General features: G+C 65.2%; 28 protein-coding genes. 12 read left to right on the top strand and 16 right to left on the bottom strand.

Annotated elements, in window-relative coordinates; translation table 11 throughout:
- The first annotated feature begins 463 nt into the window (after nt 1-463).
- Nucleotides 464-1,405 (top strand): LysR family transcriptional regulator, encoded by a 942-nt coding sequence (locus ACMV_RS16950; protein ID WP_013641185.1) that lies wholly within the window; start codon nt 464-466, stop codon nt 1,403-1,405.
- Between the two features lie 38 nt (nt 1,406-1,443).
- On the opposite strand, the gene ACMV_RS20070 is transcribed toward ACMV_RS16950, so the two are convergent.
- The gene (locus ACMV_RS20070) at nt 1,444-1,737 is read right to left on the bottom strand and encodes a hypothetical protein (RefSeq protein WP_231844446.1); all 294 of its coding nucleotides are present in this window, start codon (nt 1,735-1,737) and stop codon (nt 1,444-1,446) included.
- Between the two features lie 60 nt (nt 1,738-1,797).
- Entirely contained in the window at nt 1,798-2,385 is a 588-nt protein-coding gene (locus ACMV_RS16945; RefSeq protein ID WP_007422514.1) for a regulatory protein RecX, read from the bottom strand.
- A 96-nt stretch (nt 2,386-2,481) separates the two neighbouring features.
- Between ACMV_RS16945 and ACMV_RS16940 the strand changes: the two genes are divergently transcribed.
- Both ACMV_RS16940 and ACMV_RS16935 read left to right on the top strand, forming a co-directional pair.
- Complete coding sequence (locus ACMV_RS16940; protein WP_007422513.1) at nt 2,482-3,465, top strand: malate dehydrogenase; 984 nt, start codon at nt 2,482-2,484, stop codon at nt 3,463-3,465.
- Between the two features lie 21 nt (nt 3,466-3,486).
- On the top strand, nt 3,487-4,014 hold the full coding sequence (locus ACMV_RS16935; RefSeq protein ID WP_007422512.1) for a GrpB family protein: 528 nt from the start codon (nt 3,487-3,489) through the stop codon (nt 4,012-4,014).
- A gap of 508 nt (nt 4,015-4,522) precedes the next feature.
- Here the strand turns inward: ACMV_RS16935 and ACMV_RS16930 are convergent.
- Genes ACMV_RS16930 through ACMV_RS16920 form a run of 3 tightly spaced genes read right to left on the bottom strand, consistent with a single transcriptional unit; the run spans nt 4,523 to nt 7,348 of the window.
- Nucleotides 4,523-5,284: an NAD kinase gene (locus ACMV_RS16930; protein ID WP_013641183.1), complete on the bottom strand. Its 762-nt coding sequence runs from the start codon at nt 5,282-5,284 to the stop codon at nt 4,523-4,525.
- Nucleotides 5,281-6,135 carry a carbon-nitrogen hydrolase family protein gene (locus ACMV_RS16925; protein ID WP_013641182.1) on the bottom strand — a complete coding sequence of 285 codons (855 nt, stop codon included), beginning with the start codon at nt 6,133-6,135 and terminating at the stop codon, nt 5,281-5,283. The genes ACMV_RS16930 and ACMV_RS16925 overlap by 4 nt, the downstream gene beginning before the upstream one ends.
- A 37-nt stretch (nt 6,136-6,172) precedes the next feature.
- The gene (locus ACMV_RS16920; protein WP_007422509.1) at nt 6,173-7,348 is read right to left on the bottom strand and encodes an aminotransferase; all 1,176 of its coding nucleotides are present in this window, start codon (nt 7,346-7,348) and stop codon (nt 6,173-6,175) included.
- Nucleotides 7,349-7,629: 281 nt separating this feature from the next.
- Between ACMV_RS16920 and ACMV_RS16915 the strand changes: the two genes are divergently transcribed.
- The 8 genes from ACMV_RS16915 (at nt 7,630) to ACMV_RS21855 (ending at nt 14,989) form a co-directional block, all read left to right on the top strand.
- Nucleotides 7,630-7,968 (top strand): P-II family nitrogen regulator, encoded by a 339-nt coding sequence (locus ACMV_RS16915; protein WP_012040513.1) that lies wholly within the window; start codon nt 7,630-7,632, stop codon nt 7,966-7,968.
- 82 nt (nt 7,969-8,050) lie between these two features.
- A complete protein-coding gene (gene glnA / locus ACMV_RS16910) occupies nt 8,051-9,484 on the top strand; it encodes a type I glutamate--ammonia ligase (RefSeq protein ID WP_007422507.1) in 1,434 nt (477 codons plus the stop codon).
- 159 nt (nt 9,485-9,643) lie between these two features.
- A complete protein-coding gene (locus ACMV_RS16905) occupies nt 9,644-10,576 on the top strand; it encodes an adenylate/guanylate cyclase domain-containing protein (RefSeq protein WP_013641180.1) in 933 nt (310 codons plus the stop codon).
- Nucleotides 10,577-10,610: 34 nt separating this feature from the next.
- A complete protein-coding gene (locus ACMV_RS16900) occupies nt 10,611-11,789 on the top strand; it encodes an acetate/propionate family kinase (protein ID WP_013641179.1) in 1,179 nt (392 codons plus the stop codon).
- A gap of 149 nt (nt 11,790-11,938) precedes the next feature.
- Entirely contained in the window at nt 11,939-13,915 is a 1,977-nt protein-coding gene (locus tag ACMV_RS16895; protein WP_013641178.1) for a phospholipase C, read from the top strand.
- A gap of 145 nt (nt 13,916-14,060) precedes the next feature.
- On the top strand, nt 14,061-14,450 hold the full coding sequence (locus ACMV_RS16890) for a DUF302 domain-containing protein (RefSeq protein ID WP_013641177.1): 390 nt from the start codon (nt 14,061-14,063) through the stop codon (nt 14,448-14,450).
- A gap of 54 nt (nt 14,451-14,504) precedes the next feature.
- Nucleotides 14,505-14,876: a TSUP family transporter gene (locus tag ACMV_RS16885; protein WP_013641176.1), complete on the top strand. Its 372-nt coding sequence runs from the start codon at nt 14,505-14,507 to the stop codon at nt 14,874-14,876.
- A complete protein-coding gene (locus ACMV_RS21855) occupies nt 14,867-14,989 on the top strand; it encodes a hypothetical protein (RefSeq protein ID WP_256379466.1) in 123 nt (40 codons plus the stop codon). Before ACMV_RS16885 ends, ACMV_RS21855 begins: the two co-directional genes overlap by 10 nt.
- 28 nt (nt 14,990-15,017) lie before the next feature.
- Here the strand turns inward: ACMV_RS21855 and ACMV_RS16880 are convergent, their stop codons facing one another.
- The 11 genes from ACMV_RS16880 to soxC all read right to left on the bottom strand — a co-directional run bounded on the left by ACMV_RS16880 (nt 15,018) and on the right by soxC (nt 23,916).
- The gene (locus tag ACMV_RS16880) at nt 15,018-16,517 is read right to left on the bottom strand and encodes a tetratricopeptide repeat protein (protein ID WP_013641175.1); all 1,500 of its coding nucleotides are present in this window, start codon (nt 16,515-16,517) and stop codon (nt 15,018-15,020) included.
- A gap of 51 nt (nt 16,518-16,568) precedes the next feature.
- Nucleotides 16,569-17,354 (bottom strand): sulfite exporter TauE/SafE family protein, encoded by a 786-nt coding sequence (locus ACMV_RS16875; protein ID WP_041665163.1) that lies wholly within the window; start codon nt 17,352-17,354, stop codon nt 16,569-16,571.
- 99 nt (nt 17,355-17,453) lie between these two features.
- The gene (locus ACMV_RS16870) at nt 17,454-17,891 is read right to left on the bottom strand and encodes a DsrE family protein (RefSeq protein ID WP_007422499.1); all 438 of its coding nucleotides are present in this window, start codon (nt 17,889-17,891) and stop codon (nt 17,454-17,456) included.
- A complete protein-coding gene (gene soxB, locus ACMV_RS16865) occupies nt 17,888-19,624 on the bottom strand; it encodes a thiosulfohydrolase SoxB (RefSeq protein ID WP_013641173.1) in 1,737 nt (578 codons plus the stop codon). Before soxB ends, ACMV_RS16870 begins: the two co-directional genes overlap by 4 nt.
- Before the next feature lie 24 nt (nt 19,625-19,648).
- Nucleotides 19,649-19,951 (bottom strand): hypothetical protein, encoded by a 303-nt coding sequence (locus ACMV_RS16860; RefSeq protein WP_013641172.1) that lies wholly within the window; start codon nt 19,949-19,951, stop codon nt 19,649-19,651.
- Entirely contained in the window at nt 19,948-20,781 is an 834-nt protein-coding gene (soxA, locus tag ACMV_RS16855; RefSeq protein WP_035185207.1) for a sulfur oxidation c-type cytochrome SoxA, read from the bottom strand. The genes ACMV_RS16860 and soxA overlap by 4 nt, the downstream gene beginning before the upstream one ends.
- A gap of 60 nt (nt 20,782-20,841) precedes the next feature.
- A complete protein-coding gene (soxZ, locus tag ACMV_RS16850) occupies nt 20,842-21,153 on the bottom strand; it encodes a thiosulfate oxidation carrier complex protein SoxZ (RefSeq protein ID WP_035185371.1) in 312 nt (103 codons plus the stop codon).
- 11 nt (nt 21,154-21,164) lie between these two features.
- Complete coding sequence (soxY, locus tag ACMV_RS16845) at nt 21,165-21,656, bottom strand: thiosulfate oxidation carrier protein SoxY (RefSeq protein WP_231844445.1); 492 nt, start codon at nt 21,654-21,656, stop codon at nt 21,165-21,167.
- A gap of 50 nt (nt 21,657-21,706) precedes the next feature.
- Nucleotides 21,707-22,051, bottom strand: coding sequence for a sulfur oxidation c-type cytochrome SoxX (gene soxX, locus ACMV_RS16840; protein ID WP_007422494.1), 345 nt, complete (start codon nt 22,049-22,051; stop codon nt 21,707-21,709).
- 10 nt (nt 22,052-22,061) lie between these two features.
- Nucleotides 22,062-22,841, bottom strand: a complete 780-nt coding sequence (locus ACMV_RS16835) for a c-type cytochrome (RefSeq protein ID WP_007422493.1) — start codon at nt 22,839-22,841, stop codon at nt 22,062-22,064.
- The gene (gene soxC / locus ACMV_RS16830) at nt 22,825-23,916 is read right to left on the bottom strand and encodes a sulfite dehydrogenase (protein WP_013641170.1); all 1,092 of its coding nucleotides are present in this window, start codon (nt 23,914-23,916) and stop codon (nt 22,825-22,827) included. The genes ACMV_RS16835 and soxC overlap by 17 nt, the downstream gene beginning before the upstream one ends.
- Here soxC and ACMV_RS16825 point away from each other — a divergent pair.
- Nucleotides 23,915-25,303 (top strand): IS4 family transposase, encoded by a 1,389-nt coding sequence (locus tag ACMV_RS16825; RefSeq protein WP_013639304.1) that lies wholly within the window; start codon nt 23,915-23,917, stop codon nt 25,301-25,303. The two genes, soxC and ACMV_RS16825, sit on opposite strands and share 2 nt — an antisense overlap.
- The last annotated feature ends 278 nt before the right edge of the window (nt 25,304-25,581 follow it).

The raw sequence follows: 25,581 nt of genomic DNA, 5'->3' as shown, positions 1-25,581 counted from the left end.
CACCGGCACCCCGCGGCGGATGCTTCTGAGCCCGGTTTCCTCAAAAATAGGCGGCCACCCGTCTCCGCCGCATCAGGCACACTCATCGCCGCATTGCCGGCATGGGCATGATCTCAAATCTTGCCCTGCATGCTGGCGATCATGCCCGTGCCGGCCATGTGGCAGGCCGTTGACGAAGGCATTATCGAGCAACGGGATTACTGACCGCCAGGACCGTCCGGGCGGCCCAGCGGTGCGTGTCGGAATCGAGCGCGATGCCACATAGAGAGCCAGCAGGCCGCGAGCTCCATGCGTAATGCGAAGGCGGCATCGATTGGGCGATCGAGCGCCAGGGCGGCGAAACGCGGAAAACGAGGGGCTTCCATGACGTGATGTAAATATTCATGTCAGTCGCAAGTGGTTATTCCTGCGCCGGACTTTATCTCATACAAAAATAGTACTGATTCGAGCAGAGGCCCCGGCGATGGACCAGCTTTCCCTGATCAACACTTTCATCCGGGTTGCCGAGCGGGGGTCGTTTTCGGCCGTGGCCCGGGACTTCAACACGTCGCAACCGGTAATCTCCAGGCAGATCGCCGCTCTGGAGGACCAACTCGGTGTCCGGCTGATCCAGCGGACAACGCGCCGGCTGTCACTGACCGAGGACGGACAGACCTATCTCGAACATGCGAAGGCGGTCGTGGACGCCATGGACGCGGCGAATGCCAGTGTGGGCAGCGCGCGCAAGACCCCGACCGGGCAGGTCCGCCTCGGCGTGCCCACCGCCGTTGGCCTCTACCTCGCCGCCCGCCTACCCGAATTCTTCGCCCGGCACCCGGAAATCTCGCTCGACCTGAAGATGCGCGACGGGGCATTCGACCTGATCGAGGAAGGACTCGATCTGGTGATCTCCATCGCCGAAGCGACCCAAGCCAGCGTGATCACCCGGGTTCTCGGCACGGCAACCTCGGTTCTTGTCGCCTCGCCCGCCTATGTCGCCGCGCGCGGCGCACCGGAAACCCCGCGGGATCTGCTGAAGCACGAATGCATCGTCTACACCCGGCCGGGGGCTGACCGGGAATGGCGTTTCGCGCGCGATGGGGTCGAGGAAAGCGTGAATGTGCAGGGACGGTTCCATGTCGACTCGAGCGAGGCGGTGCGCCGCGCCGCGCGCGCCGGTCTTGGAATCGCACTGCTGCCGCGCCTGACCACGATCGACGATGTCGCCGCCGGCCGGCTCATTACCGTCCTCGATGCCTTCGTGCCGATGCAGGTGAAAATCCATGCTATTCTGCCGTCACGCCGCTATGTGCCGGCATGCACCCGCGCCATCCTCGATTTCCTGCGCGAGGAATTCGAGCACACACCGTTCCTGCAGTCCACATCCGGTCTCGCCGGGGTGCCTCAGGCACCTATTTTCGACTGATGGGTCGCGGCCTGCCCATCGGGCACGGATAGTCGCATTCAGTGGCCGACCACACCCTGCCGCCGGGCCGAATGCATGAGAACGGGCTCAACCGGCCCATAGGTCGTGGTCAGGGCCAGCGATGGCTGACCCGGCAACGCAGGCAACGTCCTTGCCAGACGAACCCCGCCGAACGCGGACCCGAAGCCGGCCAGCAGCGCAACCGCAAAGGATGCGACGGCAATCAGTTTCTGCACGATCAAACTCCGAATACTGGCAAACGACGAAGGCAGGCGGCTTGGTGCACGCCCATGCTGCAGTGCGATATGGCGCAGCCAGCCCAAATCAGCCATGCTGATTTTCACATTTCTTTCATAATTCGACCGGATGAATTGCGCCCCTCGGCGTAACCTTCAGCCGCGGCGCAGCGCCTCAACCAATGCTTCCGCGTGGGCTTGTTCAAGATCGAGCGCGCGTTCGGCAACGTCGCGGGAGAAGCCGCCGCGCGCGAGGGAAGCAAGAGCACGGTCCCTGCCGCCCGGCCCAAAGGGCGGCAGACGGCGGCGGCGCAGATAGGCACAGGCGGCGGCGAGATCGCTCGCCGGATCAGCCGGCAGCAGGCGTGCCGCCAGAGCGGCATCAACTCCCTTGCCGGCAAGATGGGCAAGCGTCGCCCGCCGCGATTTGCCCTGCCGAATCAGCCGTCGCGCGCGGGACTCGGCGAAGGCCGCGTCATCCACCGCTCCCGCACCGCGCATCGCCGCCACCACGCGAGGCACCGCTTCACGGGCCGCGCGCAACGCGGAATCGATAATCTCCGGCGCGAGTCCCGCCTCTCCCGCTACCCTCGCCCAGCGGTCGATCCGCCGGGAAAGCACCCGGGCAAGACCGGCCTCGGTCGCCGCGAACCGCGCAAGATGGGCCAGCGCAGTTTCACGCAATGCCGCCTCATCCGGCGGCTTCGGAAGTGATTTTTCGGCCTTGCGGGCGTGGCGCTGCATGGCCCCATCCTGCCATGCAGCACGGTCAGACCGGAAGCCTGCTTGACCAGGGGCACCAGCGGGAGATAGTGCGGCGCAACAGCAAGGAGTGAATCAATGGCCAAGTCCCCCGTCCGCATCGCTGTCACCGGCGCAGCAGGGCAGATCGCCTACGCGCTCGTCTTCCGCATCGCCAGCGGCGCGCTGCTCGGCCCCGATCAGCCGGTGATCCTCCACCTTCTCGACCTGCCGCAGATGCAGGGCGCGCTCGGCGGCGTCATGATGGAGCTGGAAGACTGCGCCTTCCCCCTGCTCGCCGGCATGGTCGCGACCGATGATCCGAAGGTCGCCTTCAAGGATATCGACATCGGCTTCCTGGTCGGTGCCCGCCCGCGCGGCAAGGGCATGGAGCGCAAGGACCTGCTCGGCGCCAACGCCGAGATCTTCACGGTTCAGGGCCGCGCCCTCAACGAGGTTGCGAAGCGCTCCGCCCGCGTGCTGGTCGTCGGCAATCCGGCCAACACCAATGCCTATATCGCGATGAAATCCGCGCCTGACCTTTCGCCGGACTGCTTCTCGGCGATGATCCGGCTCGACCACAACCGCGCCGCCTCGATGCTCGCGGCCAAGGCGGGCGTCAATGTCGGTGATGTCGGCAAGCTGATCGTATGGGGCAACCATTCCCCAACCATGTATCCGGACTACCGCTTTGCTGAAGCCGGCGGCCGCAAGCTCGCCGAAGCCATCAACGACGAGGCCTGGAACCGCGACGTCTTCATTCCCACCGTCGGCAAGCGCGGCGCCGCGGTGATTGAAGCCCGCGGCGCGTCCTCGGCCGCGTCCGCCGCGAATGCCGCCATCGACCAGGTGCGCGACTGGGTGGTCGGTTCGGATGGCCGCTGGGTCTCGATGGCGATTCCCTCCGACGGCAGCTATGGCATCCCCGAAGGCATCATGTTCGGCGTGCCCGTGACCACCCAGGGAGGTGTCGTTACCCGGGTGCCGAACCTCGCGATCGACGCGTTCGCACAGTCCAGGCTCGACATCACGCTGAACGAACTCAAGGAAGAACGCGAGGCGATCGCGCACCTCCTGGCCTGAACCACCGCCGGGCCTCGGCGCATGGATCATGTCGAAATGGCCGAATACGATCCGGCCTGGCCCGGCATGTTCGAGACCGAGGCCCGACTGCTGAAAAGGGTGCTGCCTCCCGGATTCATCGTGCGCATGGAGCATATCGGCAGCACCGCGGTGCCCGGTATCGCCGCGAAACCAGTCATCGACATCCTCGCCGGCGTTCGGGATGTCGAAGAGGCGAGGACCATCGCGTCTCCCCTGCTCGCACCCCACGGTTACACGATCTGGACCGGCAATCCCTTCACCGACCGGATCATGTTCATCAAGGGTCTGCCGCCCGCCGCCGTTCGGCGAACACACCACCTGCACATGGCTCTCCTCGATGGCGCCATGTGGGATACCCTCGTCTTCCGTGACCTGCTGCGCGCGGATGCCGCCGAGCGCGTCGCCTACGAAACTCTGAAGCGCGATCTTGCGATCCGCTTCCGCGACGACCGGAACGGCTACACCGCCGCGAAGTCCGAACACATCCAGGCCGCCATGCAGCGGGCACGAATCAACGTCAGCCGTTGAGCGCCGGCGCGACGGCCGTGCCGCCGCGTGAGGCGGTCATTCATGAGTCGTCGTAACGGACCGCCTTATTGTCGTGGTCGTCGCCGCGCCGGGCGGCGCCATCGGCGATGGCGGTGCTGTCGTGGTCTGTTCGGTGGTCGTGGTCGTGGACCGAACCGGAGGTGGACCGCCGCAGCCGGCCAGCGTTACCCCTGCGGCGGCAAGACCTGCAATGGCCACAAGCCGGCAGCCTGGATTACGCATGAACAGAATCCTCTTTCCGTAAAGCGGCATGGAATTCTCCTTTCGGCAATACAACAATAACTTGCCTGCCGAGATGAGGTATGACTGACCGCCTTTTAGTTCTACTTAAAATTTGATTACGATAAAGCCTATCAATTTGACACCATTGTCCAATTACTGCCTTGATTTCGCCATAGCCGACACCGATCATGGCGAATGCTGCACGAGGGGTGCCCCAATTCGCGTGAACTCGGCACGCTGGTTCCCTCGGCCCGGGACCCGACGATCAGACGGTGAATTGTTCGCGGATGATCCGTTCCGACAGGGCCCGATCCGGATCGGAGAGGATCCTTGCGCAGACAGAGCGATCCTCGCTCGCCGCCACTGATATGACCCGCCGCACCTCGGTGAAGTCGGCCACGGCGGCCACCGGCCGCTTTTCCGATTCGAGAATCTCGAACAGGATCTCGCTGTTCGACGGCAGCAGCGCCCCTCGCCACCGGCGCGGCCGGAAGGCCGAAATCGGTGTGAGCGGCAGCAGATTGGCGGTGAGCGGCACGATCGGCCCGTGGGCGGAAAGATTATAGGCGGTCGAACCCGCCGGGGTAGAGACCAGCACGCCATCGCAGATCAGTTCCGCGAGGCGCACCCTGCCATCGATCGAGATCCGGATCTTCGCCGCCTGGCGCAACTGGCGCAGCAGGCTCACCTCGTTGAAGGCGAGCGCTTCCTCGACGGCGCCGGTCGAGGTCACGGCATGCATCCGCAACGGATGGATGTCGTTGCTCTGCGCGCGCGCAATGCGCGCCGGCAGGTCGGCCTCGGCGAAATCGTTCATCAGGAAGCCGACCGAGCCGCAATTCATGCCATAGACCGGCAGTTCGCGGTCGATCATCCGGTGAATGGTCTCGAGCATCAGCCCGTCCCCGCCAAGCGCGACGACCACTTCGGCCGCCTCAGGGCCGGAATCGCCGTATAACGCGACCAGCCGCTCCCGCGCGTCCTGGGCCTGTTCGGTCGAGGCTGCGGTGAAATGAATATGGGTCAAGCGAGCTTGCGGTGTTCGAGAACCGGCATGTCGCGCCGCACTTTCGCACCCCGGGCGGGATCGATCCGCGCGGTGGCGAAACCGGGTCCGTCGGAAACGCGGGCGACGATGCTGCCCCAAGGATCGGCGATCAGCGAATTGCCATAGGTGAACCGTGTCTCGCCGCGGCCGTCGCGATGGGGGCCGACGCAGGCCGCCGCCGCGATCCAGCACTGGGTCTCGATGGCGCGGGCACGGAGCAGAACGTCCCAGTGATCCTTGCCGGTCTGCAAGGTGAAAGCCGCCGGCACCATGATCAGATCCGCCCCAGCACGGCGCAGGGCGAGATAAAGTTCAGGAAAGCGCATATCGTAACAGATCGACAGGCCGACGGTGAGCCCGCCGATGCGGCATGTGACCACCGCATCACCAGCGCCATAGGTCGCGCTCTCGCGATAGCCCTGCCCGTCCGGCGTCGTGATGTCGAACAGGTGAATCTTGCGGTAACGCGCGATTTCCCGCCCGTCCGGGTCGAATACAAGGGTCGTGTTGTAAAGCCGGTCGCCACCCTGCTCGCCAATCGAACCGCCATGGACATGAATGCGGTGACGCCTGGCGGTCTCGCGCAGGAATTCATAGGCGTCGCCGCCCGTCTCGCCCGATCCCGCCGCGGGAAGCACCTCGGCGGCCTCTGTCTTGGCCGCCCGGTCGCCACCAAGGCAACTCCAGACCTCCGGCAACGACACGAGGTCAGGCCGGTCGGCGGCAACGGCCGCGTCGATCAGCCCTCGCGCCTGGGCGATATTGGCGCCCTTGTCGGCGCCCGGCGTCATCTGGATGACGGAGAGGCGAAGCGTATCGTCCTGCATCACCCTATCGTGCGCCAGGTGCCGAGCGCAGGCAAGCGCGCTATTCGGCCGCCCGTCGTGCCGCAAAATGGGCCGCGAGCCGTTCCACGGCCTCATCCAGCACCGCCTCGCGCTTGCAGAAGGCGAACCGCGCGTAATGCCGTGGCGCCTCGCCCGGATAGAACGCGGAAACCGGAATGGCAGCCACCTTCGCGTGTTCGGTGATGTGCCGGCAGAAATCGGCATCGTCGCCGTTGAAACCGAGCGGCGCGAAATCGGCCGTGACGAAATAGGAGCCGTGGCTCGGCAGCACGCCGAAGCCGATCCGCCGCAATCCTTCCGAAAGCCGGTCGCGCTTCGCCGCGAGATCGGACGCGAGCGAGGCGAAATAGGCATCGTCCTTGGCGAGCCCCACCGCCACCGCGCGCTGCAGGTTGGGCGGCGTGGTGAAGGTAAGGTTCTGGTGCGCCCGCGCGATCACCCCCGCCAGCCGCGCCGGCGCGGTGACATAGCCAATCTTCCAGCCCGTCAGGCTGAACGTCTTGCCGGCGCTGCCGATGCGCACGCAGCGCTCGCGCAGGCCGGGCAGGCTCATCAGCGGGATATGCTGCAGTCCGTCGAAAACGAGATGCTCGTAAACTTCATCGCAAACCGCATAGCAGTCATGCTTGACGAGAAGATCGGCGATGAAGCCGAGCTCTTCGCGGGTGAATACCTTGCCCGTCGGGTTCATCGGCGAATTGAGCAGCAGCAGCTTTGTCTTCGGCCCGAACGCGGCCGCCAGTTCGGCCCGCGGCAGCGCCCAGTCCGGCGGGTTGAGCCGCACGAGCCTGGCCGTCGCCCCCACCAGTTGCACCACCGGCAGATAGGTATCGTAGAGCGGTTCGATCAGCACGACCTCATCACCGGGATCGAGCAGAGCGAGCAGGCTTGCGGTAATCGCTTCGGTCGCGCCGGAGGTCACCACCACCTCGCGCGCCGGATCGGCCTCGATTCCATAGAAACGCCTGTTCGCCGCCGCCACCGCTTCGCGCAGTTCGGCCACGCCGGTCAGCGGCGGATACTGGTTGCGCCCGTCACGCAGCGCCGCGGCAGCGGCCTCGATCACGTCTGCCGGGCCATCAGTATCGGGAAATCCCTGGCCGAGATTGATCGCCCCATGCTCGACCGCGAGCGCGGACATGATGGTGAAGATGGTCGTGCCGATATTGTCGAGCAGCTGGTTGGGCAACTTCACGCGTCTCACTCCGTACGACTGGGCCTCCGCACTATCGCGACGCCGGGCGGAAGGGCAAGGGGTTTAGCGGACCGGGCTTGATTCGTGGGCAGTAATTGCTGTTTCCTTAGGCACGACTTCTGCCGCCCCGGTAGGCAATGCACGTGCAGCAATGGCCAAGCGATATTGGCACGGTGCATGCATCAAAATTTCGTGCCGGCCGGGATGGCCGGTGCGCGCATCTGCTCGCCGGGATAAACCGCAACAAGGAGGGTGCCCGTCTCGGATCGGGCGTGAACCGGATGAAGAAAATCGAAGCGATCATCAAGCCGTTCAAGCTGGACGAGGTCAAGGAAGCCTTGCACGAGGTCGGGCTTCAGGGCATCACGGTGATGGAGGCGAAGGGATTCGGGCGGCAGAAGGGCCACACCGAACTCTATCGCGGTGCCGAATATGTTGTGGATTTCCTGCCGAAGGTGAAGATCGAGGTGATCTGCGAGGATGCCGTTGCCGAACGCGCGATCGAGGCCATCACCAATGCCGCGCGCACGGGCCGCATCGGTGACGGCAAGATTTTCGTCTCGACGATCGAGGAAGTCATCCGCATCCGCACCGGCGAAAAGGGCGAAGCGGCGATCTGACTCTTTCAAACCTTCCTTCAAACCCAACGAGAGCGGAACCGCATGGGGCGGGCCCGCACAATGACCAGCAGTGAGGACGACAATGGCGAAGAAGCCCGCCGGTAGCGGCGATGCGATCAGCAAGGTGATGGCCATGATGAAGGAGAACGGGGTCGAGTATGTCGACCTGCGGTTCACCGACCCGCGCGGCAAGTGGCATCACACCGCCCAGCACATCTCGACGATGGGCGAGGACGCGTTCCGTGACGGCATCATGTTCGACGGTTCCTCGATCGCCGGCTGGAAGGTCATCAACGAGAGCGACATGATCCTGATGCCGGATCCTGAAACCGCGGTGATGGACCCGTTCGCGGCGAAGCCGAGCATGGTCATTTTCTGCGACATCCTGGAGCCTTCGACGGGCCTGCCCTACTCGCGCGACCCGCGCTCGACCGCCAAGAAGGTCGAAGCCTATGTCCGCGCTTCGGGCGTCGGTGACTCCATCCTGTTTGGCGCGGAAGCCGAGTTCTTCATCTTCGACTCCGTGCGCTTCGGCACCGGCGGCAATTTCGGCACCTACCAACTCGACAGCATCGAAGGCCCCGGCTCCTCGCTGAAAGACTACCCGGAAGGCAACATGGGCCACCGCCCGGTGGTGAAGGGCGGCTATTTCCCGGTTCCGCCTGTCGACTCCGAGAGCGACCTGCGCGCCGAAATGCTCTCGACGATGGGCGAGATGGGCCTGCCGATCGAGAAGCACCACCACGAGGTGGCGCAGAGCCAGCACGAGCTCGGCACCAAGTTCGGCACGCTGGTGCAGATGGCCGACCAGATGCAGATCTACAAATACTGCGTCCACAACGTCGCCCACAGCTACGGCAAGACGGCGACGTTCATGCCGAAGCCGATCTATGGCGACAATGGCTCCGGCATGCACACCCACCAGTCGATCTGGAAGAACGGCAAGCCCCTCTTCGCCGGCAATGGCTATGCGGATCTGTCCGAGCTCTGCCTTTACTACATCGGCGGCATCATCAAGCACGCCAAGGCGCTGAACGCCTTCACCAACCCGAGCACGAACAGCTACAAGCGGCTGATTCCGGGCTTCGAGGCGCCGGTGCTGCTGGCCTACTCGTCCCGGAACCGCTCGGCCTCCTGCCGCATTCCCTACACCACGAACCCGAAGGCCAAGCGCGTCGAAGTCCGCTTCCCCGACCCGACCGCGAACCCCTATCTGGCCTTCGCCGCGATGGCGATGGCCGGGCTCGACGGCATCAAGAACAAGATCCATCCGGGCGACCCGATGGACAAAAACCTCTACGACCTGCCCCCCGAAGAACTCCAGGGCATTCCCACCGTCTGCGGCTCGCTCCGCGAGGCGCTGGAATCCCTTGCCGCCGACCATGACTTCCTGCTCGCCGGCGACGTGTTCAGCAAGGAACAGATCGAGAGCTATATCGCGCTGAAGTGGGAAGAAGTGTACCGCTTCGAGCATACGCCGCACCCGGTCGAGTTCGAAATGTACTACTCGGCCTGATCCGGTCGGATACGAAAGATCATCGGAGACCGGTCCGGCGTGCCGGACCGGTCTCCCCCGATTGTGGTGCGGGTCGATTTGTTGCCTGCCCATCGCATTTCATCTAGGAATTCCAGTCGGAAATTGTGAAGGGGCGTTAGCGCCCGCCGGGGGTTCCCGTTGAGTTTCGAATTCGCGGAACGCAAGCTGGCCGCGATCATGGCGGTCGATATGGTCGGATTCTCGCGGCTGCTCGGCCAGGATGAGCCCGGCACGCTGCGACGCCTCGCCAAAGCGCGTGCCGAAGTGATCGATCCGGCAGTCCATACCCATCATGGTCGCGTGTTCAAGGCGACCGGGGATGGCGCTCTAGCCGAATTCCCGAGTGCGGTGCTGGGCCTGCGCTGCGCCATCGAGATCCAGACACGCCTGCACGAGCTCGACGGTGAAGACAACGCGCCCGCGCCTCTCCGGTTCCGCATCGCCGTGCATCAGGGCGAGGTTGTCATCGATGGCGATGATCTGCTGGGCGACGGCGTGAATGTTGCCGCCCGCCTTGAACGTCTTGCGGAACCTGGAGGAATTTGCATCTCCGCCCGCGTGCAGGAGGATGCCACCGGCAAGATCCCGCTGCGCCTGGTCGATCTTGGCCCGCATCGTCTGCGCAACATCGCCCGCAGCGTGAACGTGTTCCGCGTGGCGTTACCCTGGCAGGAACACGACGACCCGGAGTCGGAGCGCACTTTCGTTCGGATGGCTCCGTCGCGCCACTATCTGCTTATCCCGGCGGAAGGACGAGCGATCCGCGAAATCCCGATTGGCCCCGAACCGCTCACGATCGGCAGGACACCTCCCTGCCCGGTGGTTCTGCGCGACCGCGAGGTTTCGCGGCAGCACTGCCAACTGGAACTCCGCAATGACGAAGTCTGGCTGACCGATCTCGACTCGTCCAACGGCACGTTTCTCGATGGCAATCGCCTCTCCGGCCCGGCTCTGCTGGCGCATGGTGCGGTCATCCGCCTCGGCAACCAGGAGCTCATCTACCATAACGGCGGCGCCACGCCGCTCAGTTCTGCCCCGCAGGTGATCGGCGCGCCCGACCCCCCGCCCTGACGACCGGCCCGCATCCGAAGGGAGACCATCGAGAATGAGCAACGCCGTCCTGGTTCTCAACGCCGGTTCGTCGAGCCTCAAATTCGGCATTTTCGATACCGAAGACGGCCAGCCCCGGCGCGCGCACGGCATGATCGAGCGGATCGGCGAGGCGCCGCATTTCCGGGGCTTCGATGCCGAAGGCCGGCCCGTCACCGAACGGCGCTGGGAGACTGGCGCGGCCATGACGCACGAGGATCTGCTCGGCCCGCTGCTTGACTGGGCCGATGATCATCTCGACAGCGACCACCTCGTTGCTGTCGGGCACCGAATCGTCCACGGCGGCCAAAATTTCGCGGTGCCAGTCCGGCTCGACGAGGCGGTCATCGCCGCACTCGCGGCACTCACTCCGCTCGCCCCTCTGCACCAGCCGCACAACCTCGCCGCGGTGCGCGCCATCGCCCGCCTGCGCCCGAACCTGCCTCAGATCGGCTGTTTCGACACCGGGTTTCACCGCACCATGACCGACGTCGCAACCCGGCTGCCCCTGCCCGCGCGTTATCACGAAGCCGGTGTGCGGCGATATGGCTTCCACGGCATTTCCTATGAATACATCGCCCATGCCCTTGCGGCGGCCGACCCCGCACGGGCGGCCGGCAAGGTCATTGCCGCTCATCTCGGCAACGGTGCCAGTGCCTGCGCGATGCTGGCCGGCCGATCGGTGGAATCGAGCATGGGCTTCACCGCGCTCGACGGGCTGATGATGGGCACCCGCCCCGGCACGCTCGATCCGGGCGTGGTGCTCTACATGGTCGAACAGGAACAGCTCGACGCCAAGGCCATCAGCCGCTGTCTCTACAGCGAATCCGGCCTGCTCGGTGTTTCCGGCGAGGCATCGGACATGCGGACGCTGCTTGTCAGCGACCGCCCGGAGTCCCGCCTGGCGGTCGACCTGTTCTGCCATCGCGCGGCCCGCGAGATCGCCGCGCTGACCGTCGCCCTCGGCGGGCTTGAAACCCTGGTCTTCACCGCCGGCATCGGCGAACACGCCGCGCCGGTGCGGCGGATGATCTGCGCCCGCCTCGCCCATCTTGGCATCGTGCTCGATGACGCTTCGAATGAACGGCATGCCCCGGTAATTTCCGCCTCCGCGTCCACGATCGAGGTGCGGGTGATCCCGACCGACGAGGAGGCGATGATCGCCCGGCACACCGTCGCCCTCCTCTCGGGCTGACCGCCCGGATTGCGAATTGCCACCGAAACATCATCCACGCGGGCAATGCGCTGCTCTAAAGCCTTGCCCGGCGGCCGCGACCTGCCCGGTCCGGCTGACAGGCTCGCGTGTCCGCATGCGGTGGGTCACGGCAACAAGGGAGTTCCTGAATGAAACGCGCACTCATCATCGCCTGTTCGGCGCTCTCCGCCGTTAGTGTCGCGGCTCTCGCCGCAACCGGGCATGAGGTCGTCACCCAGCCCGATGCCCGCGGCATCGTCCGGAAGATGATGGACGCACCGCAGCCCATGCCGAGCGACGCGGAAATGACGGCCATGGTCCGTCGCAAGATCAAATACGTCTTCGTGCTCTATCAGGAAAACCGTTCCTTCGACTCGTATTTCGGCACCTTCCCCGGCGCCGACGGGCTTTATTCGCAGCCGGCCTCGAAAACCCCCGGCTTCGTGCAGACGCTGATCAACACCAACGGCAGCCGGACCACGATTTCGCCATTCCGCATCGGCCCGAAGCAATACGCCTGGGATACCGACGACATCGATCACTCCCACGCCCGCATCGTCGCCAAGATGCATGTCGTGAACGGCACCGCCCGCATGGACCGTTTCGCGATCACCGAGGAGAAAAAATATTCTCCGCATGGCGATCCTTCACTCGAAGCCAAACAGTTCGGCGAACTCTCCATGGCCTACGAGGACTGCGACACGGTGCCTTTTCTGTGGCGCTACGCCGATCGCTTCGTCCTGTTCGACCATGTCTTCCAGGACATTGCCGGCCCCTCGACGCCCGGCAATCTCTCGATCTTCGCCGCCCAGACGGGCCTGACCCAATGGGCGTTCCACCCGAATGAGGCGACCGGGACCTTCAAGGGAGGGCCGGAAACCACCAACGCCGCCGGCGGGCGGATCAGCGAGGCAGGCGCCGGTGTCCCGGTGGTCACGGACGACGATCCGTTCTGGGGCTCGCCGCTCGATCCCGACCCGAAGGTGCCGGTCAATCCTCACGACTTCACAAGCCCGCACGGCGCGCATGTGCAGATTAACCAGACCTATGCCTCACTGGCCCTGACCACCGCGGGCCACGCAATCCGGCGCGAAACCGCGCATGACGAAAATCCGCGGCTCGACCTCGCCGATGTGCGGCAGGACATCGCCTATCTCGCCGCGCACGGCCAGAAGCCGGTCGACTGGGGCTGGTACGAGGAAGGCTACGGCAAAGCTGTCAGCGCCGCGCACGAGGGCCCGACCGATGCCGACGGCGTGCACGCCGCCTACATCACCCACCACAACGGTCCGCAGTATTTCGGCTACGTCGCTAACAATCCGGCGGAACGTGATCACCTGCACGGCGCATCCGCCTTCTTCACGGCGCTGAAGACGGGCGGCCTGCCGGCCACGGGCGGCGTGTTCTATCTCAAGGGCGGCTATCTCAACGACATGGGCCTGACGCCGGACAACCCGAGTGCCAAGGCGCGCAGGAATTTCCGCGGTGACGACGATCATCCGGCCTACTCGGACTCGCAGATCAGCGAGGCCTTCGTCGCCAGGGCGGTGAATGCGATCGCCCGCAGCCGCTACTGGAAACACGCGGCAATCATCATCACCTGGGATGATTCGGAAGGCGATTACGACCATGTGCCGCCACCGATCGTGGTGAAGGGGCCAGACCACGAGCCCCTCACCTTCGGCCCGCGCGTGCCGCTGATCGTCATTTCGCCCTATGCGCGGGTGCACCAGATCTCCCATACCGTTGGCAGCCAGGCCTCGGTGGTAAAATTCGTCGACAAGGTATTCGGTCTCACCCCGCTCGCCCTTCTGCCGGACGAGATGAAGGGCCGCCGCCTGGGCCTGAAGGAATTCGGCGAGGCGAATGTCGGCCCGGCCGACGCGATCACACCGGACACGACGGACCTGATGACCGCCTTCGACCCCGCGCGCCTCGACGGCAAGGCCCGCCCGCTGCCGCCGAGCTACGCCATCATCCCTGATCACGACATCACCTCCCTGCCGCAATTCGGGGGCAAGGGCTGCCAGGCCGACGGCATCGTCCCGACCGATGTCGCAAAGGGCATCCACACGAAAATCCCGGCCGACTTCAACCCGCTGCCGAAGACCAATCCGTCCGCCTGAACGCCTTTGGCAGTCCCGGCGCGACCTCCCCGATCGGATGGCATCATTCGATCGGGCATCGGACGCGGCGGCCGGCGTGCTTGCAACATCCAGGGCCGCCGCCCCATATGTCCGGTGAGACACGTTCTGTCCGGGGAGATTGTCGATGAGCTACCACCTGTCGAAAATGGTCGGCCTGGGCTTCGATGCCGCGGTCGACGCCACCATCGCCGCCCTCCAGGCGGAAGGGTTCGGCGTGTTGACAGACATCGACGTGGCAGACACCATGCAGAAGAAACTCGGCGTCGCGTTCCGCCCCTACCGCATCCTCGGCGCCTGCAATCCCCGCATGGCGCACGAGGCGCTGAAGCTGGAAGACAAGGTCGGCACCATGCTGCCCTGCAATGTCATCGTCCAGCAGCACGATGACGGCTCGGTGGAAGTTTCGGCGATCGATCCGGTGACTTCGATGCAGGGGATCGACAACCCCGAACTCGCCCGCCTTGCCGGCACGGTGCGCGATATGCTGCGCAGCGTGGTGAACCGCATCGCCTGACTCCGACGCCTTTGCATCGAGGATCTCGATCTGCCCCACCCGGGGCTGGCTATCGTGACATTCTTCCTGGCTGGCATCATCAAGGGTGTGCTCGGCCTCGGCATGCCGGTGATCACGATGGGCGTGCCGGGCGTCATCCTGAGCCCGGCGGAAGCGGCCTCGCTGCTGCTCGTGCCTTCCTTCGCGACAGATCTCTGGCAGTTCCTCGACCATCGTGACGCCGGGAAGGCAATGGCACGATTCTGGCCGATGATGGCCGGTGTTCTCGTTGTCGCATCGGTTGGCAGCGATCTGCTCGCCGGACATGACGCCCGCCCCGAAGCCGCGGCTCTCGGCGCGAGTCTGGCCTGGCACAGCACGCTACCGGCGGCTCGCTGGCCATGTTGGCGCTCGCCCTCGCACCTGCGCTGGCGGGCTTGGCGCTAGGCGGACCGCTGCGCCGCAAGGCCCATCCGGACCAGTTTCGTCGCCTGTTCCTCTACGGACTGATCGTCCTCGGCGCCTTCATCGTCTGGCATGCGGCTTCCGGCGCCGCCTGAGCCCGCGCCGTCCGGACCGAGACCGGGATCAGCCTGAAGTGGCTTGCATGCGCTGCATCAGCATGTCGGCGAACGCATCGAGAATTCGATGCACCGCCGGATTGCGATACGCAAACACGGGTTCATGCTCCGGGTGCACGAGCATCGCAGCGTTGGCCTCGAAGACGAGTACCCGCCCGTCCGGCAGAATCGAAAAATCGATCCCGGCATAATCGAGGTCGAGCCGGCGCCCGATCGCGCCGATCGCCTCCAACGCGGCGTCGCCGATCGCCGCCACAGGATCGTCCAGGAACCGGGCCTCCTCGGCCCGCCGCACCGGATCGAGGTCCATCCCGGCGGTCCAGTAATGCACCATCCAGTGCGGCCCGATGGCGAGATGATAGGGATAGGCGACCCGATCCACGAAGATCATGCGGTATTTGCGATAATACCCGTCAGCGCTGCGATAATCGATGAATCGGCTCAGATACTTTTCGCCCTGCTCGCCCGCCGCGTCTTCGAGTTCGCCTGCCGTCCGCACGCAGCGCAGGCCCTTACCGCCATGGGTGCCCACGGGCCGGATCAGCGCCGGCAGACCGGTGCTCACGGCAACCTCGCCAGCCGCAATTCGCAACACCGGCGGCACCACGGTCCTCTCGATCCCGTTCAGCAGGGCAGCCAGCGCCGTCCGCCCGGTGCGTGCCACGGCTTCTGGCCGGTTCAGGACAGGTCGCCCGGCAGCGAGCGCCCGATGCACCGCCTCACCCAGTGGCGGCATCAGATCCGCTTCGCCGATCGCATTGAAGATCAGATCGTGCGGCGGCAGATCCGGTTCCGTGTCGTTGGCGTGATCGATGAACCACTCGGCCAGCGCGTAGCGCCCGTGTGGCAGGAGGTGTTCCGTCGGCAGGCTCGCCTCGGCGACGCAGGTAAGCACCAGCACCCTCGGCGCATCTGGTGGCCCCGGATGGAGAAAGACGGGATTGTGACGGAACGCGGTTTCGCGGTGCAGGGCAGCGGCGTCCGGCTCGCTGGCCGCCAGCAGCACGGCGAGCGTCCGGTGGGCATCGATCAGGCCGGGATCCCGGCACAGCGCGGCCCTCGCGGCGGCGATCGCCTCGATCGTCTGGCCAAGCCGCGCGCGTGTGGAGCCGAGATTGGCCAGCGCCCGGCCGCTCGGGTCGCCTGGCGCGGCACGGTCGAACCAGGCCGCCGCCTCTTCGAGGCGCCCCAGCTCGGCGAGGCAGTTGCCCAGCGCGACGAGTACTGGCGCTCCCGTCGCGCCATGAGCGATCGCTGTTGCGAAAGCCTCCGTCGCCGGCTCGAACCGCCCGAGCATGCGCAACGCCCGCGCGCGGGCCAGCAGCACGCCCGGATCGTCCGCATCGGCCGCCGCCTCGGCGACAGCAAGCGCCGCCTCGGGTTCACCCGCATCGAGCAACGCCGCCGCGCACGGGGCGGCAATGCCTCGCTGGCCGGGATCAGCAGCCAGCAGGTCGCGATAGAAGCCGATGAGATCAGGCCCACAATCTGCTAGGGCAGGGTTCATGATCCGATCCTGCCATCCCGGAATGAAGGCGGAGTTAATCTCCGGAACGGATCAGGCGAGGCCGAACGACGCCGCGTTCTTGTAGAGCATGTAGACCGCGACGACGAAGACGAGCCCCGCAAAAATCCGGTTCAGCGCGGCGCGCCGCCCGGCCAGATGGATCGCCAGCCGCGTGCCGATCAGCCCGCCAATCACGCCGCCCGCGATGAACTCCACCGCAACCGGCCAATTCACAAGGCCGGAAGCCGCGTAGTTCACCGCGGTGGTCAACCCGAAGCTGCCAACCGACAGCAACGACGAACCGATCGCGAAAATCATCGGCATCCCGGTCGAGAACAGCAGGCCGGGCACGATCAGGAACCCACCGCCGATGCCGAAAAAGCCCGACAACGCGCCAACCGTGAGCGCCGCGGCGGCGACAGCCAGCAGCGTTGCCGCGTTCAGCCGCTCGGCCTGGCCCGCCGTGCCATCCGCCACGCGGCGCGGCCGCAGCATCAGCAACCCCACCGTGATCATCAGGATTGCAAAGAGAAACAGCAGCTTCTTGCCGTCAAACGCCTTGCCAAGCGTGGAACCCGCCGCGGCCCCGACGATGCCGAGAACGGCGAAGATGGCCGCGCTCCGCCACCGCACATTCCCCTTGCGCGCATGACCGCCGAAATTCGCGAACGCATTGGCCGATACTGCGAGCGCGCTGGTCCCGATCGCGACATGGGGGGCGAGGCCGATGACGTAAAGCATAAGCGGCGTCGCCAGGATCGACCCGCCCCCGCCGATCAGCCCGAGGGTGAAACCGACCGTACCACCAGACAAAAGGGCGAGAACCGTCTCGATCATGCCAAACCTCCCCAGGCGGCTCCCGCCGTAGAACATTCAGATTCGCGAATATGTCTAGGCCAGGATATATTTTGATTCAAGAATACGATGCCGGACCAGTCACGGCCGGATGATGACGTATCTTTTGCCCGCAAGTTCCATCAGCCGGGGCACGCCAAAGGGCACGGGCTTCACCCTGGGGTTCAGCACCGGCGCATGACCGGTGTCGCGCTTCAGCGTCTCGATCGTGTTCATGCACACGTCGAACTCGACGTTCTGTGCAATCAGGCTGTCGACCCGCTGGCGCAGCGGCGAATCGGCGAAGGTAAGTTCCACGCCCGGCCCGAAGGCGACCACGACGATCGAGGCGGTATCGGGCCAGACCTTCAGCACCGTGTTGGCGTTGTTGAGAACCTCGCGCTGCTTTTCCATCGCCGAGTCGGAGAGTTGCAGCGCCAGCAGGTGGGTGGCGAAAGGATTGTCGGCGGCGGCGCGCCCCACCCCCATCGCCGCCGCCGCAATACCGAGCCCGCCGAACAGCCGCCGGCGCGAACTCATGAAGTCGCGTAACCCGGATTACCGGCGATCCCGAGTACCTTCACCCGGTTGGGCCGTGTCAGCTTCACCGTCTTCACCTGGCGCAGATGCCGGGCCACGACGTCCCAGACCGGCGTGCCGGTCTGCGGCAGCGACACCGAGGCCCAGCTCGCGATGGTATAGTTTTTCGCCGCCTCGACCTTGGTGCCGTCATCGAGCTCCATCCCGGAAATCCGGTGCCCGATCGATTTTGCCGGCGCGCAGGCATAGTTCATGCCGCCGACGCGGATCATGTCGCCGCCCTGCTGGTAATACGGATTGCGATTGAAGAGATTGTCGCAGACATCCTCCATCATCGCCTTGATCTGCGCGCCCGTCATGGTCTGCTTGTACACCATCGGATAGGTGATGGCAGTCTCCGCCAGCAGGTCGCCCATCGTCAATGCTGCGCCACCGAGAACCGTATTGCCCCAGCGGAAACCCGGCGAGAAGGCGATCTGCGCGCCGGTTTCGGCCCGCAGCGCATCCATGATCACCTGATCCACCGAGCCGTAGAAATTGTTGCGCCGGTACAGCAGCGTTTCGGTCTCGGCCAGCTTTTCGTCGAGCATCGCGCGATGCGGCGCCTCCTGCGCCTCCACCGCCGCTGCCACCGCCGCGTCCTGCTTCACCTGGTCAGCATAGATTGGCAGCAACCGGTAATGCACGTCCTTCACCTGGCCTTTCGCCAGTTCAAGGTCGAGCACCGCGATGAACTTGCCGGCCGTGCCGGCATTCGTCACCAGTGTGATCCCGCCGGGATTCTTCACCGGCACAGGATGCGGCACCGCATCGTGCGTATGGCCGCCGAGAATGACGTCGATCCCGCGCACCTGGGAAGCCAGTTTGAGATCGACCGGCATGCCGTTATGGGAGAGCAGCAGCACGGCATCGACCTTCTTCACCTCGCGCAGCTCGTCGACAACCTTCTGCATCCGGCCAGGATGGATGCCGAACCGCCAGTCCGGCGTGAACCGGCGTGGATGCGCGATCGGCACATAGGGAAAGGCCTGGCCGATCACGCCGACGCGGTAGCCGCCAAGTTCGCGGATGACATAGGGCTGGAACACGCGCCCGGTCTTCTGGTCGAAGGCGGGCGCGCCCATCATCTGCGATTCCGCCGAGAGAAACACGTTTTGCGCGATGAAGCGCCCGTGCAGCTCCTTGATGATCGCCTCGATCCCGTCCTGCCCGTAGGTGAACTCCCAATGCCCGGTCATCGCATCGATGCCGAGCAGGTTGCCGAGCGCCACCATGTTCTGCCCGCGGGTGAGATTGGCCATCCCCGTGCCCTGGCAGAGATCGCCACCATCGAGCAGCACCGACCGCCCCGGTCCGGCGCCGGCGCGGAGGCTGTCGATCACCGTCTTGAGGCTGGCGAACCCGCCGAGCCGCCCGTAGCGGTGCGCCAGCGCCTCGAAGTCGAGGAAGGTGAAGGCGTAGGCGTCCCGCGTGTCCGGCTTCATGTGGTAGAAATCGAGGAACGCGGTGCCCACCAGATGCGGCGGACGCCCCTCCGCGCTGCCTACGCCGATATTCTGCGTCGGCTCGCGAAAATGCACCGGCCTGGCACTCGCATGCGTGTCGGTCTGGTGGATGATGCGGACATCGCCGCTCATCTTCACATCGTAAGGATCGCTGGCCGACCAGGCGAGCCGCGGCAGCAGCGCCGTGCTGGCCGCCGCGGTGAGAAGCGCGCGTCGTGCAATCGTCATTTGTTCATTCCCCGCCTGGCCGACTCAGCGCGGCACTTCGTTCCGCCAGAGATGCTTCTGGCTGCGCGCCTGGGCGATCGAGGCCGCCGCCAGCGCCTCGGCCAGCTTCGCGGAGGCTTCGGCTTTCGCGTAATCCCCTGCCGCATCGGCGGCTTTGGCCGCCTTGAAAGCGGCGACCGTTGGCGTCCACTGGTCTTCGAGGGCCGCGGCCGTCTTCATCTTCGCCGCGGCAGCGGCGATCGCCCGCGCCGCGTCGTCCTTCCCGGCGGCATGCGCAATGCCGAGCCCCAGAACCGTTGCCGCCAGCACCCAAGCCATCCGCTTCATGACCGCGCCCCCGGGCCCGCGATCGGCAGGCCGTTGCTCATGTAGGTGAGGAAGTAGGCAAGGTCGCGATAGGCCGCCGAATCCGGCTTCGCCGGCACCGAACGCACCTTCTTGTTGCAACCGATGAACCGCCGCACCAGCGTGCCGACATTGCCCCATTTCGAACGGTAGACGGGGAAAGATGCCGTGATGCCGAGCGCCGGCGCCAGATACTGCCCCCGCAGCCGCTTGCCCGCCGCCTGCACATGGCAACTGGCACAGGAAAAATTCAGCTGCCCGCGGCGCGAGTAGAAATATTCCTTGCCCGCCTCATAGGCCGCGAGCGCCCTCTTGTCGTTGGGGATGACGACATGGATCGGCTTGCCGTCCGAGGTCGAGGTCATGTAGGCGACGATGTCGGCGAGTTCGCCCTTTGTCAGGCTCAGCGCCTTCAGCCCGTGCCGTGTGCGGCATTCGTTGACGGCGATGCCGATTGTGACGACCTTGCCGGTCTTTTCATCGAACTTCGGATAATCCTGCGCAATGCCGATCCCGCCATGCGGAAAACATGAGGCATAGCTCGCACCGTCGGGAAACTTCGTGTCGAACGCCTTCTTCCCGGCGTCCACCGCGAAGGAATAGGGCGGAAATTCGAGGATCTGCTTCCATTGCGCCCGGTCATTCGCGCTGAAATTATAAGGCCCGTTCACGTAATCCTTCAGCTCGAGCTTCGGGAAACGTGTCTGGAAATACCCCTGGAACGCCTTGAGATCGGCCGCCGGATCGGCTTTTGCCGGCCGCGCCAGCCCCAGCGCCGCGAAGGCCGCGATCATCAGCCACACGCGTTTCATCGTCTTGTCCTCCCCCCAAGCCATGCGCGCGCCGGCGCGGTTCACACCGGCGCGCATCGCTCACATGATGGCCGCCGACATGCTCGCGGTCTCGCCCTTGTTGTCGACCCACGAGACGCCGATCGGATCGCCCGAGGCGCCGCCCTTGAACGAGAACCGGATGAACGGGTTCTTCGAAACCGCGGGTCCCCAGAACCCTCGCAGCACGAGCTTGCCCTTGTGGGTGAACTCGACCACCTCGATGTAGTGCGGCGGGATGAGCTTGCCGTCCTTGCCTTTCACGAAGCCGGAATCCATCGGGTGCTTGATCAGCGCCTCGACCGTCGTGACCCCGCCCGAAGTGGTCGCGTGAACCAGAATCTGATGTGCCATCATTCGTCTCCTCAGCCGCAACCGCCCAGCGTGACCTTGACCCTTTTCGACGTGCTGTAGAGCTTGCCGCCCGACTTCACGACCGCGATGACCTCCGTGGTCTTGGCGAGTTTCAGCCGGCTCGAGATCGCCGGGCTGGTGCCCTCCGGAATTTCATAGGCGCAGGCAAGCGAATAGGGGTTGTGCCGGGCCAGCAGCGCCACGCCGGTAATCTTCGGCTCGTTCGCATCAACCGAAATCGGCACCACCGCGCCATTCTCGGCAATGTCCGGCGCGTCCATCTTCACTTGCGTGGTCGGCGTGAGGCTGGAACTGCCCCAGAGCGCCTTGAGCGCCGGATCGGGCGTCGTCGCCTTGAACGCCGCCTCCGGCCACAGCGACGCCTTCGGCGCGGCAACAGCGGCGGCACGGCCCGATCGCGGCAGCGCCAGCGCCGCGGCAGCGCCGGCGGCGCCGAGCAGCACGGTTCGCCGCGCGGGTCCGGTGGTTTCTGGTTCGGTCATCATCTTTGGTTCCCCCAATTTCCGAATTCCCGCCTTAACGCGGTCCGTTTTCATTTGGTGTAGAGAAAGTCGATCACTTCGTTGATCTGCGTCGGCGTCAGGATCAGGTTTTTCCCAAAGGCCGGCATGACGGTCTGCGGGTTGCGCGCCTGCTCGTCGAACACGATCGCATAGAACGTCTTGCGATCCGGGATCATCGCCTTCACGTTCTTCAGCGCGGGCCCCACATCGCCGGGTTCGACCGCGCCGGCAAAACTGTGACAGGCGACGCAGTTGCCGAGCGCCTTCGTGGTGGCGATTTTTTCACCCGCGGCAATCTGCTGCGGCGTTGCCGCCAGAACCCCGCCGGGCAGCGCCGCCACGGCAAGACCGAGCAGGATGCTGGTGCGTTTCATCTCCTCCTCCTCATTTGCTGCTGCCCTTCATGTTGTCCACCGGACCGGTGGTGCGCGGGGTCAGCCCCATCTTTGCCGCGCTCGAGGTGATCCTGACGGAGCCGGCCGGCACGCAATCCTTCATGCAGGCGGTATTATGCGTGACCGGGCGCGGATCTTTCCAGTTGAAAGAGTCGCGGTTGGGCATTTTGACGCGCGGCACGCTCTGCGCGTCGGCGACGAACTTTCCCTTCACGATCCCGTTCAGGTTCAGGATATAGGCGGTCAGCGCATAAACCTGATCGGGCTTGAGCGTATGCGGGGCGTAGAACGGCATCGCGCGGTTGATGTAGTCCCACAGCGTCGTCGCGTAGGGCCAGTAGCTGCCCACCGTCTTCTGCGGCTCCGACCCGGCGAGCGATCCCACGCCGCCGGCAAGCGCCGGGTAGCCGTGCGCGCCTTCGCCGAAGCCGCCATGACACATCGCGCAATCGGTCGAGAAGAGTTTTTCGCCGGCGGCTACCGTGCCGCTGCCGGGCGGCAGATTGGCCCCGTCGGGCGGCACGGCGATGGTCCAGCCGGCGATCTGCTGCTCCGTCGGCGCGGTGCCAATACCGTAATGACCCGGCGGCGTCGCCGGCTTGTAGCGGGCCAGCGCGCCATTGCCGGTGCCAAGGTCGCGCCACACCTTCAGCGTCGCCGCCGGCACGATCCCCTTGTAGGACGGAGCCGGCGCATCGCCTGCCCAGGCCACCGCAATTGCCGCCGCAACCCCGGCGGCAGCCAGCAGGATCCTACGAAAGTTGGACATTGTTCACCGTCCCGTCCGCCAGCACCTGCCATGTCTGGATCGAGTTGTTTTCATAAACCGGGTCATGGCCCCAGAACTTGTGCTTCTGCCGGATCGTGGGCTGGACATAGCCGGTCTCGTCGGTAACGCGGGACTGGATGAGCGCCGGCTTGCCGTCCCACCACCAGTTGTAGGTGAACCGGGTCAGGCACCGTGACAGCACCGGTCCATCGAGCGTGGCGCGATGGTAGTTCACCCCGCCGTCGAGCGAGATATCGACCTCCTTCACCCGCCCGTTGCCGCTCCAGGCAAGGCCGTGGATCTGGTAGAAGCCGGGGCCGCCGGTCAGCTTCTTCTCCGGACAGGGGAATGTGATGACGGACTTCGCGTTCATCACCCAGGTGAAACCGAGCGATTTTCCATCACCCAGCAACTCGCTGTATTCGCTGGTCTCCTCGCGGGTGATCCAGGGTTCGGTGCCGACCTGGAGCTGGCGCAGCCATTTCACGTTCACATTGCCCTGCCAGCCGGGCACGACGAGCCGCACCGGATAGCCCTGCTCGGGGCGGATCGCCTCGCCGTTCTGCCCCCAGGCGACGATGCAGTCATCGAGGCATTTCACCATCGGCAGCGAGCGGTCCATATGCGCGCCGTCCGACCCGGTGGCGAGCACCCAGCGGCTGTCGGGCAGCAGCCCGGCCTCGTCGAGCAGGGTCGACAGCCGGACCCCCGTCCATTCGGCGCAGCCGATCATGCCGTGGGTGAACTGCAGCGAATTGAGCTGCGCCGCCGGCCATTCGGTCGCGCCATTGGCGGGGCACTCGATGAAATGGATGCGGGAAACCGAGGGATAGCGCATCAGCTGGTCGAGCGTGAGCAGCAAGGGCCGCTTCACCCGGCCGGAAATCATCAGCCGGTAGTCCTTCGGATTGATGCTCGGCCGGCCGGAATGGTAGCGCTCGAAAAACAGCCCGTTCGGCGTGATGATGCCGTGATGGTCCTGCAACGGCGTGAAGCTCGCATCCGCATCGGTGGTCGGCGAGCTACGGCATTCACGGATTTTACTTGCGCAGGTAGCTTGCGCCTGATTCTCCATGATTTTGAGGCTGATGGAGAAGATGGTGGCGTTACGTGCTGGAGATTTGGGTTACTTCGGAGATGCGCGACGTGCGGCGATGGGCAGCACGCTGGTTGAACGGGTGGTGGAGACCGGGTCTCTGGTCATCCGCAAGCTTGGTGGCACACGAGCGCGGGAGATTGCGATCCATCGCTTCCTGTCAGCCCCGTCGGTCACGTGTGCGGAGATGGTGGAGACGCTGGCGGATCGCACGGCCGCTGCCTGCCGGGGGCGTCGGATTGTGGCCGCGCAGGACACGACGGAGATCAATTTTTCCGGCCGTGAGGCGCGTCGCCGTGGGCTTGGACCGGCCGGTGATGGGGTATCGGCGGGATTTTTCCTGCATCCGGTGATCGCCATCGACAGTGAGACGGAGGCGGTGCTCGGCCTGGTGGACGCGAAGATCTGGACCCGTTCGGATGAGTTCGATGCGACCCCTGCACGCGAGCGGGCGCTGGAAGACAAGGAGAGCATGCGGTGGCTGGACGGTGCTGCGCGCGCCGCCGGGCGTCTGAGCGGTGCCGCCTCGGTCGTGGTCGTGGCCGACCGCGAGAGTGACATCTATGCGGGCTTTGCCAGGCGTCCGGCATCGGTCGACCTGATCGTCCGTGCCGCCCAGGATCGTGTTCTGGATGACGGTCGCCGCCTGTTCACCGCCCCGGCAGCCTGGCCCGAACTGACCCGGACCTCGGTTCGTGTCGCCCCCTCGCGCACCGGCGTCGCCGCACGGATCGCAACCGTGGCGCTGCGGGCTGGAACAGTGACGATCCGCAGGCCGCGCCATGCCAGCGACACGGAAGGGCCAGAGCATCTGTCCCTGACCATGGTCGAGGCGCGCGAGGTTGACGGGAATGGCGAAAGCGTCCCGCTCTTGTGGCGCCTGCTGACCACGATCGAGACCATCGACGCAGACGGTGCCGCCGAAATCGTACGCCTCTACCGGCTGAGATGGAGAATCGAGGAAGTGTTCCGGTCTTTGAAAAGTGACGGTCTCAGGCTTGAAGAAACCCAGATGCAAGATGCCGGACGGCTGTTCAAGCTGGCCCTGATCGGCCTCGCCGCTGCGACCCGCACCGTACAACTCGTCGATGCCCGCGACGGCAGCAACCGGCCGGCAACCGATGTCATCGATCCCGGATTACTCCCGGCCGCCGATGCCATTGCCCCCACTCTCGAAGGCAAGACGCCGCGACAGAAAAACCCCCATCCACCCCGATCCCTCGCATGGCTCGCCTGGATCATCGCCCGCCTCGGCGGCTGGAATTGCTACTACAAGCCGCCAGGACCAAAGACCATGCGCGCAGGGTGGGCACGCTTCGCTTCTATGGCCACAGGCTTCTTCATCGCAGCTCAGTCAAATCCGTGAATCCCGTAGGGTCGGCGAGAGCCAGGGCACATACCGGCGGATGACGTTTTTCTCGAAGCGCGACGGCCGGCCATAGGGCCGCGAATCGACGCCCGCGCCGAGCGAATTCGACCATGGGTCGTCAGAGGGTGGAGCGCCGGTCGCGGCGCGCGCGCTGGTCGCAACGGCCGTGGCGCCAAATGCGGCGCCTAGCCTGAAAAGGCCTCTTCGATCAGTCTTGGACATATCCCCTCGCAGTAGCGATATTCTCTCCCGCGAGCTGCGGGAAGGACCAATTT

The sequence above is a fragment of the Acidiphilium multivorum AIU301 genome (assembly GCF_000202835.1).
In the GTDB taxonomy this organism is placed as follows: Bacteria; Pseudomonadota; Alphaproteobacteria; order Acetobacterales; family Acetobacteraceae; genus Acidiphilium; species Acidiphilium multivorum.
The sequence above is the reverse complement of the archived record's forward strand: the minus strand, read 5'-3'. Positions and strand labels throughout refer to the sequence as shown.

Bases quoted from the DNA above. Each gene is read 5' to 3' on its own strand.
- ACMV_RS16950 (WP_013641185.1), top strand. From the start codon at position 464: ATGGACCAGCTTTCCCTGATCAACACTTTCATCCGGGTTGCCGAGCGG.
- ACMV_RS20070 (WP_231844446.1), bottom strand. From the start codon at position 1,737: ATGGCTGATTTGGGCTGGCTGCGCCATATCGCACTGCAGCATGGGCGT.
- ACMV_RS16945 (WP_007422514.1), bottom strand. From the start codon at position 2,385: ATGCAGCGCCACGCCCGCAAGGCCGAAAAATCACTTCCGAAGCCGCCG.
- ACMV_RS16940 (WP_007422513.1), top strand. From the start codon at position 2,482: ATGGCCAAGTCCCCCGTCCGCATCGCTGTCACCGGCGCAGCAGGGCAG.
- ACMV_RS16935 (WP_007422512.1), top strand. From the start codon at position 3,487: ATGGATCATGTCGAAATGGCCGAATACGATCCGGCCTGGCCCGGCATG.
- ACMV_RS16915 (WP_012040513.1), top strand. From the start codon at position 7,630: ATGAAGAAAATCGAAGCGATCATCAAGCCGTTCAAGCTGGACGAGGTC.
- glnA (WP_007422507.1), top strand. From the start codon at position 8,051: ATGGCGAAGAAGCCCGCCGGTAGCGGCGATGCGATCAGCAAGGTGATG.
- ACMV_RS16900 (WP_013641179.1), top strand. From the start codon at position 10,611: ATGAGCAACGCCGTCCTGGTTCTCAACGCCGGTTCGTCGAGCCTCAAA.
- ACMV_RS16895 (WP_013641178.1), top strand. From the start codon at position 11,939: ATGAAACGCGCACTCATCATCGCCTGTTCGGCGCTCTCCGCCGTTAGT.
- ACMV_RS16890 (WP_013641177.1), top strand. From the start codon at position 14,061: ATGAGCTACCACCTGTCGAAAATGGTCGGCCTGGGCTTCGATGCCGCG.
- ACMV_RS16880 (WP_013641175.1), bottom strand. From the start codon at position 16,517: ATGAACCCTGCCCTAGCAGATTGTGGGCCTGATCTCATCGGCTTCTAT.
- ACMV_RS16875 (WP_041665163.1), bottom strand. From the start codon at position 17,354: ATGATCGAGACGGTTCTCGCCCTTTTGTCTGGTGGTACGGTCGGTTTC.
- ACMV_RS16870 (WP_007422499.1), bottom strand. From the start codon at position 17,891: ATGAGTTCGCGCCGGCGGCTGTTCGGCGGGCTCGGTATTGCGGCGGCG.
- soxB (WP_013641173.1), bottom strand. From the start codon at position 19,624: ATGACGATTGCACGACGCGCGCTTCTCACCGCGGCGGCCAGCACGGCG.
- ACMV_RS16860 (WP_013641172.1), bottom strand. From the start codon at position 19,951: ATGAAGCGGATGGCTTGGGTGCTGGCGGCAACGGTTCTGGGGCTCGGC.
- soxA (WP_035185207.1), bottom strand. From the start codon at position 20,781: ATGAAACGCGTGTGGCTGATGATCGCGGCCTTCGCGGCGCTGGGGCTG.
- soxZ (WP_035185371.1), bottom strand. From the start codon at position 21,153: ATGGCACATCAGATTCTGGTTCACGCGACCACTTCGGGCGGGGTCACG.
- soxY (WP_231844445.1), bottom strand. From the start codon at position 21,656: ATGACCGAACCAGAAACCACCGGACCCGCGCGGCGAACCGTGCTGCTC.
- soxX (WP_007422494.1), bottom strand. From the start codon at position 22,051: ATGAAACGCACCAGCATCCTGCTCGGTCTTGCCGTGGCGGCGCTGCCC.
- ACMV_RS16835 (WP_007422493.1), bottom strand. From the start codon at position 22,841: ATGTCCAACTTTCGTAGGATCCTGCTGGCTGCCGCCGGGGTTGCGGCG.
- ACMV_RS16825 (WP_013639304.1), top strand. From the start codon at position 23,915: ATGATTTTGAGGCTGATGGAGAAGATGGTGGCGTTACGTGCTGGAGAT.
- soxC (WP_013641170.1), bottom strand. From the start codon at position 23,916: ATGGAGAATCAGGCGCAAGCTACCTGCGCAAGTAAAATCCGTGAATGC.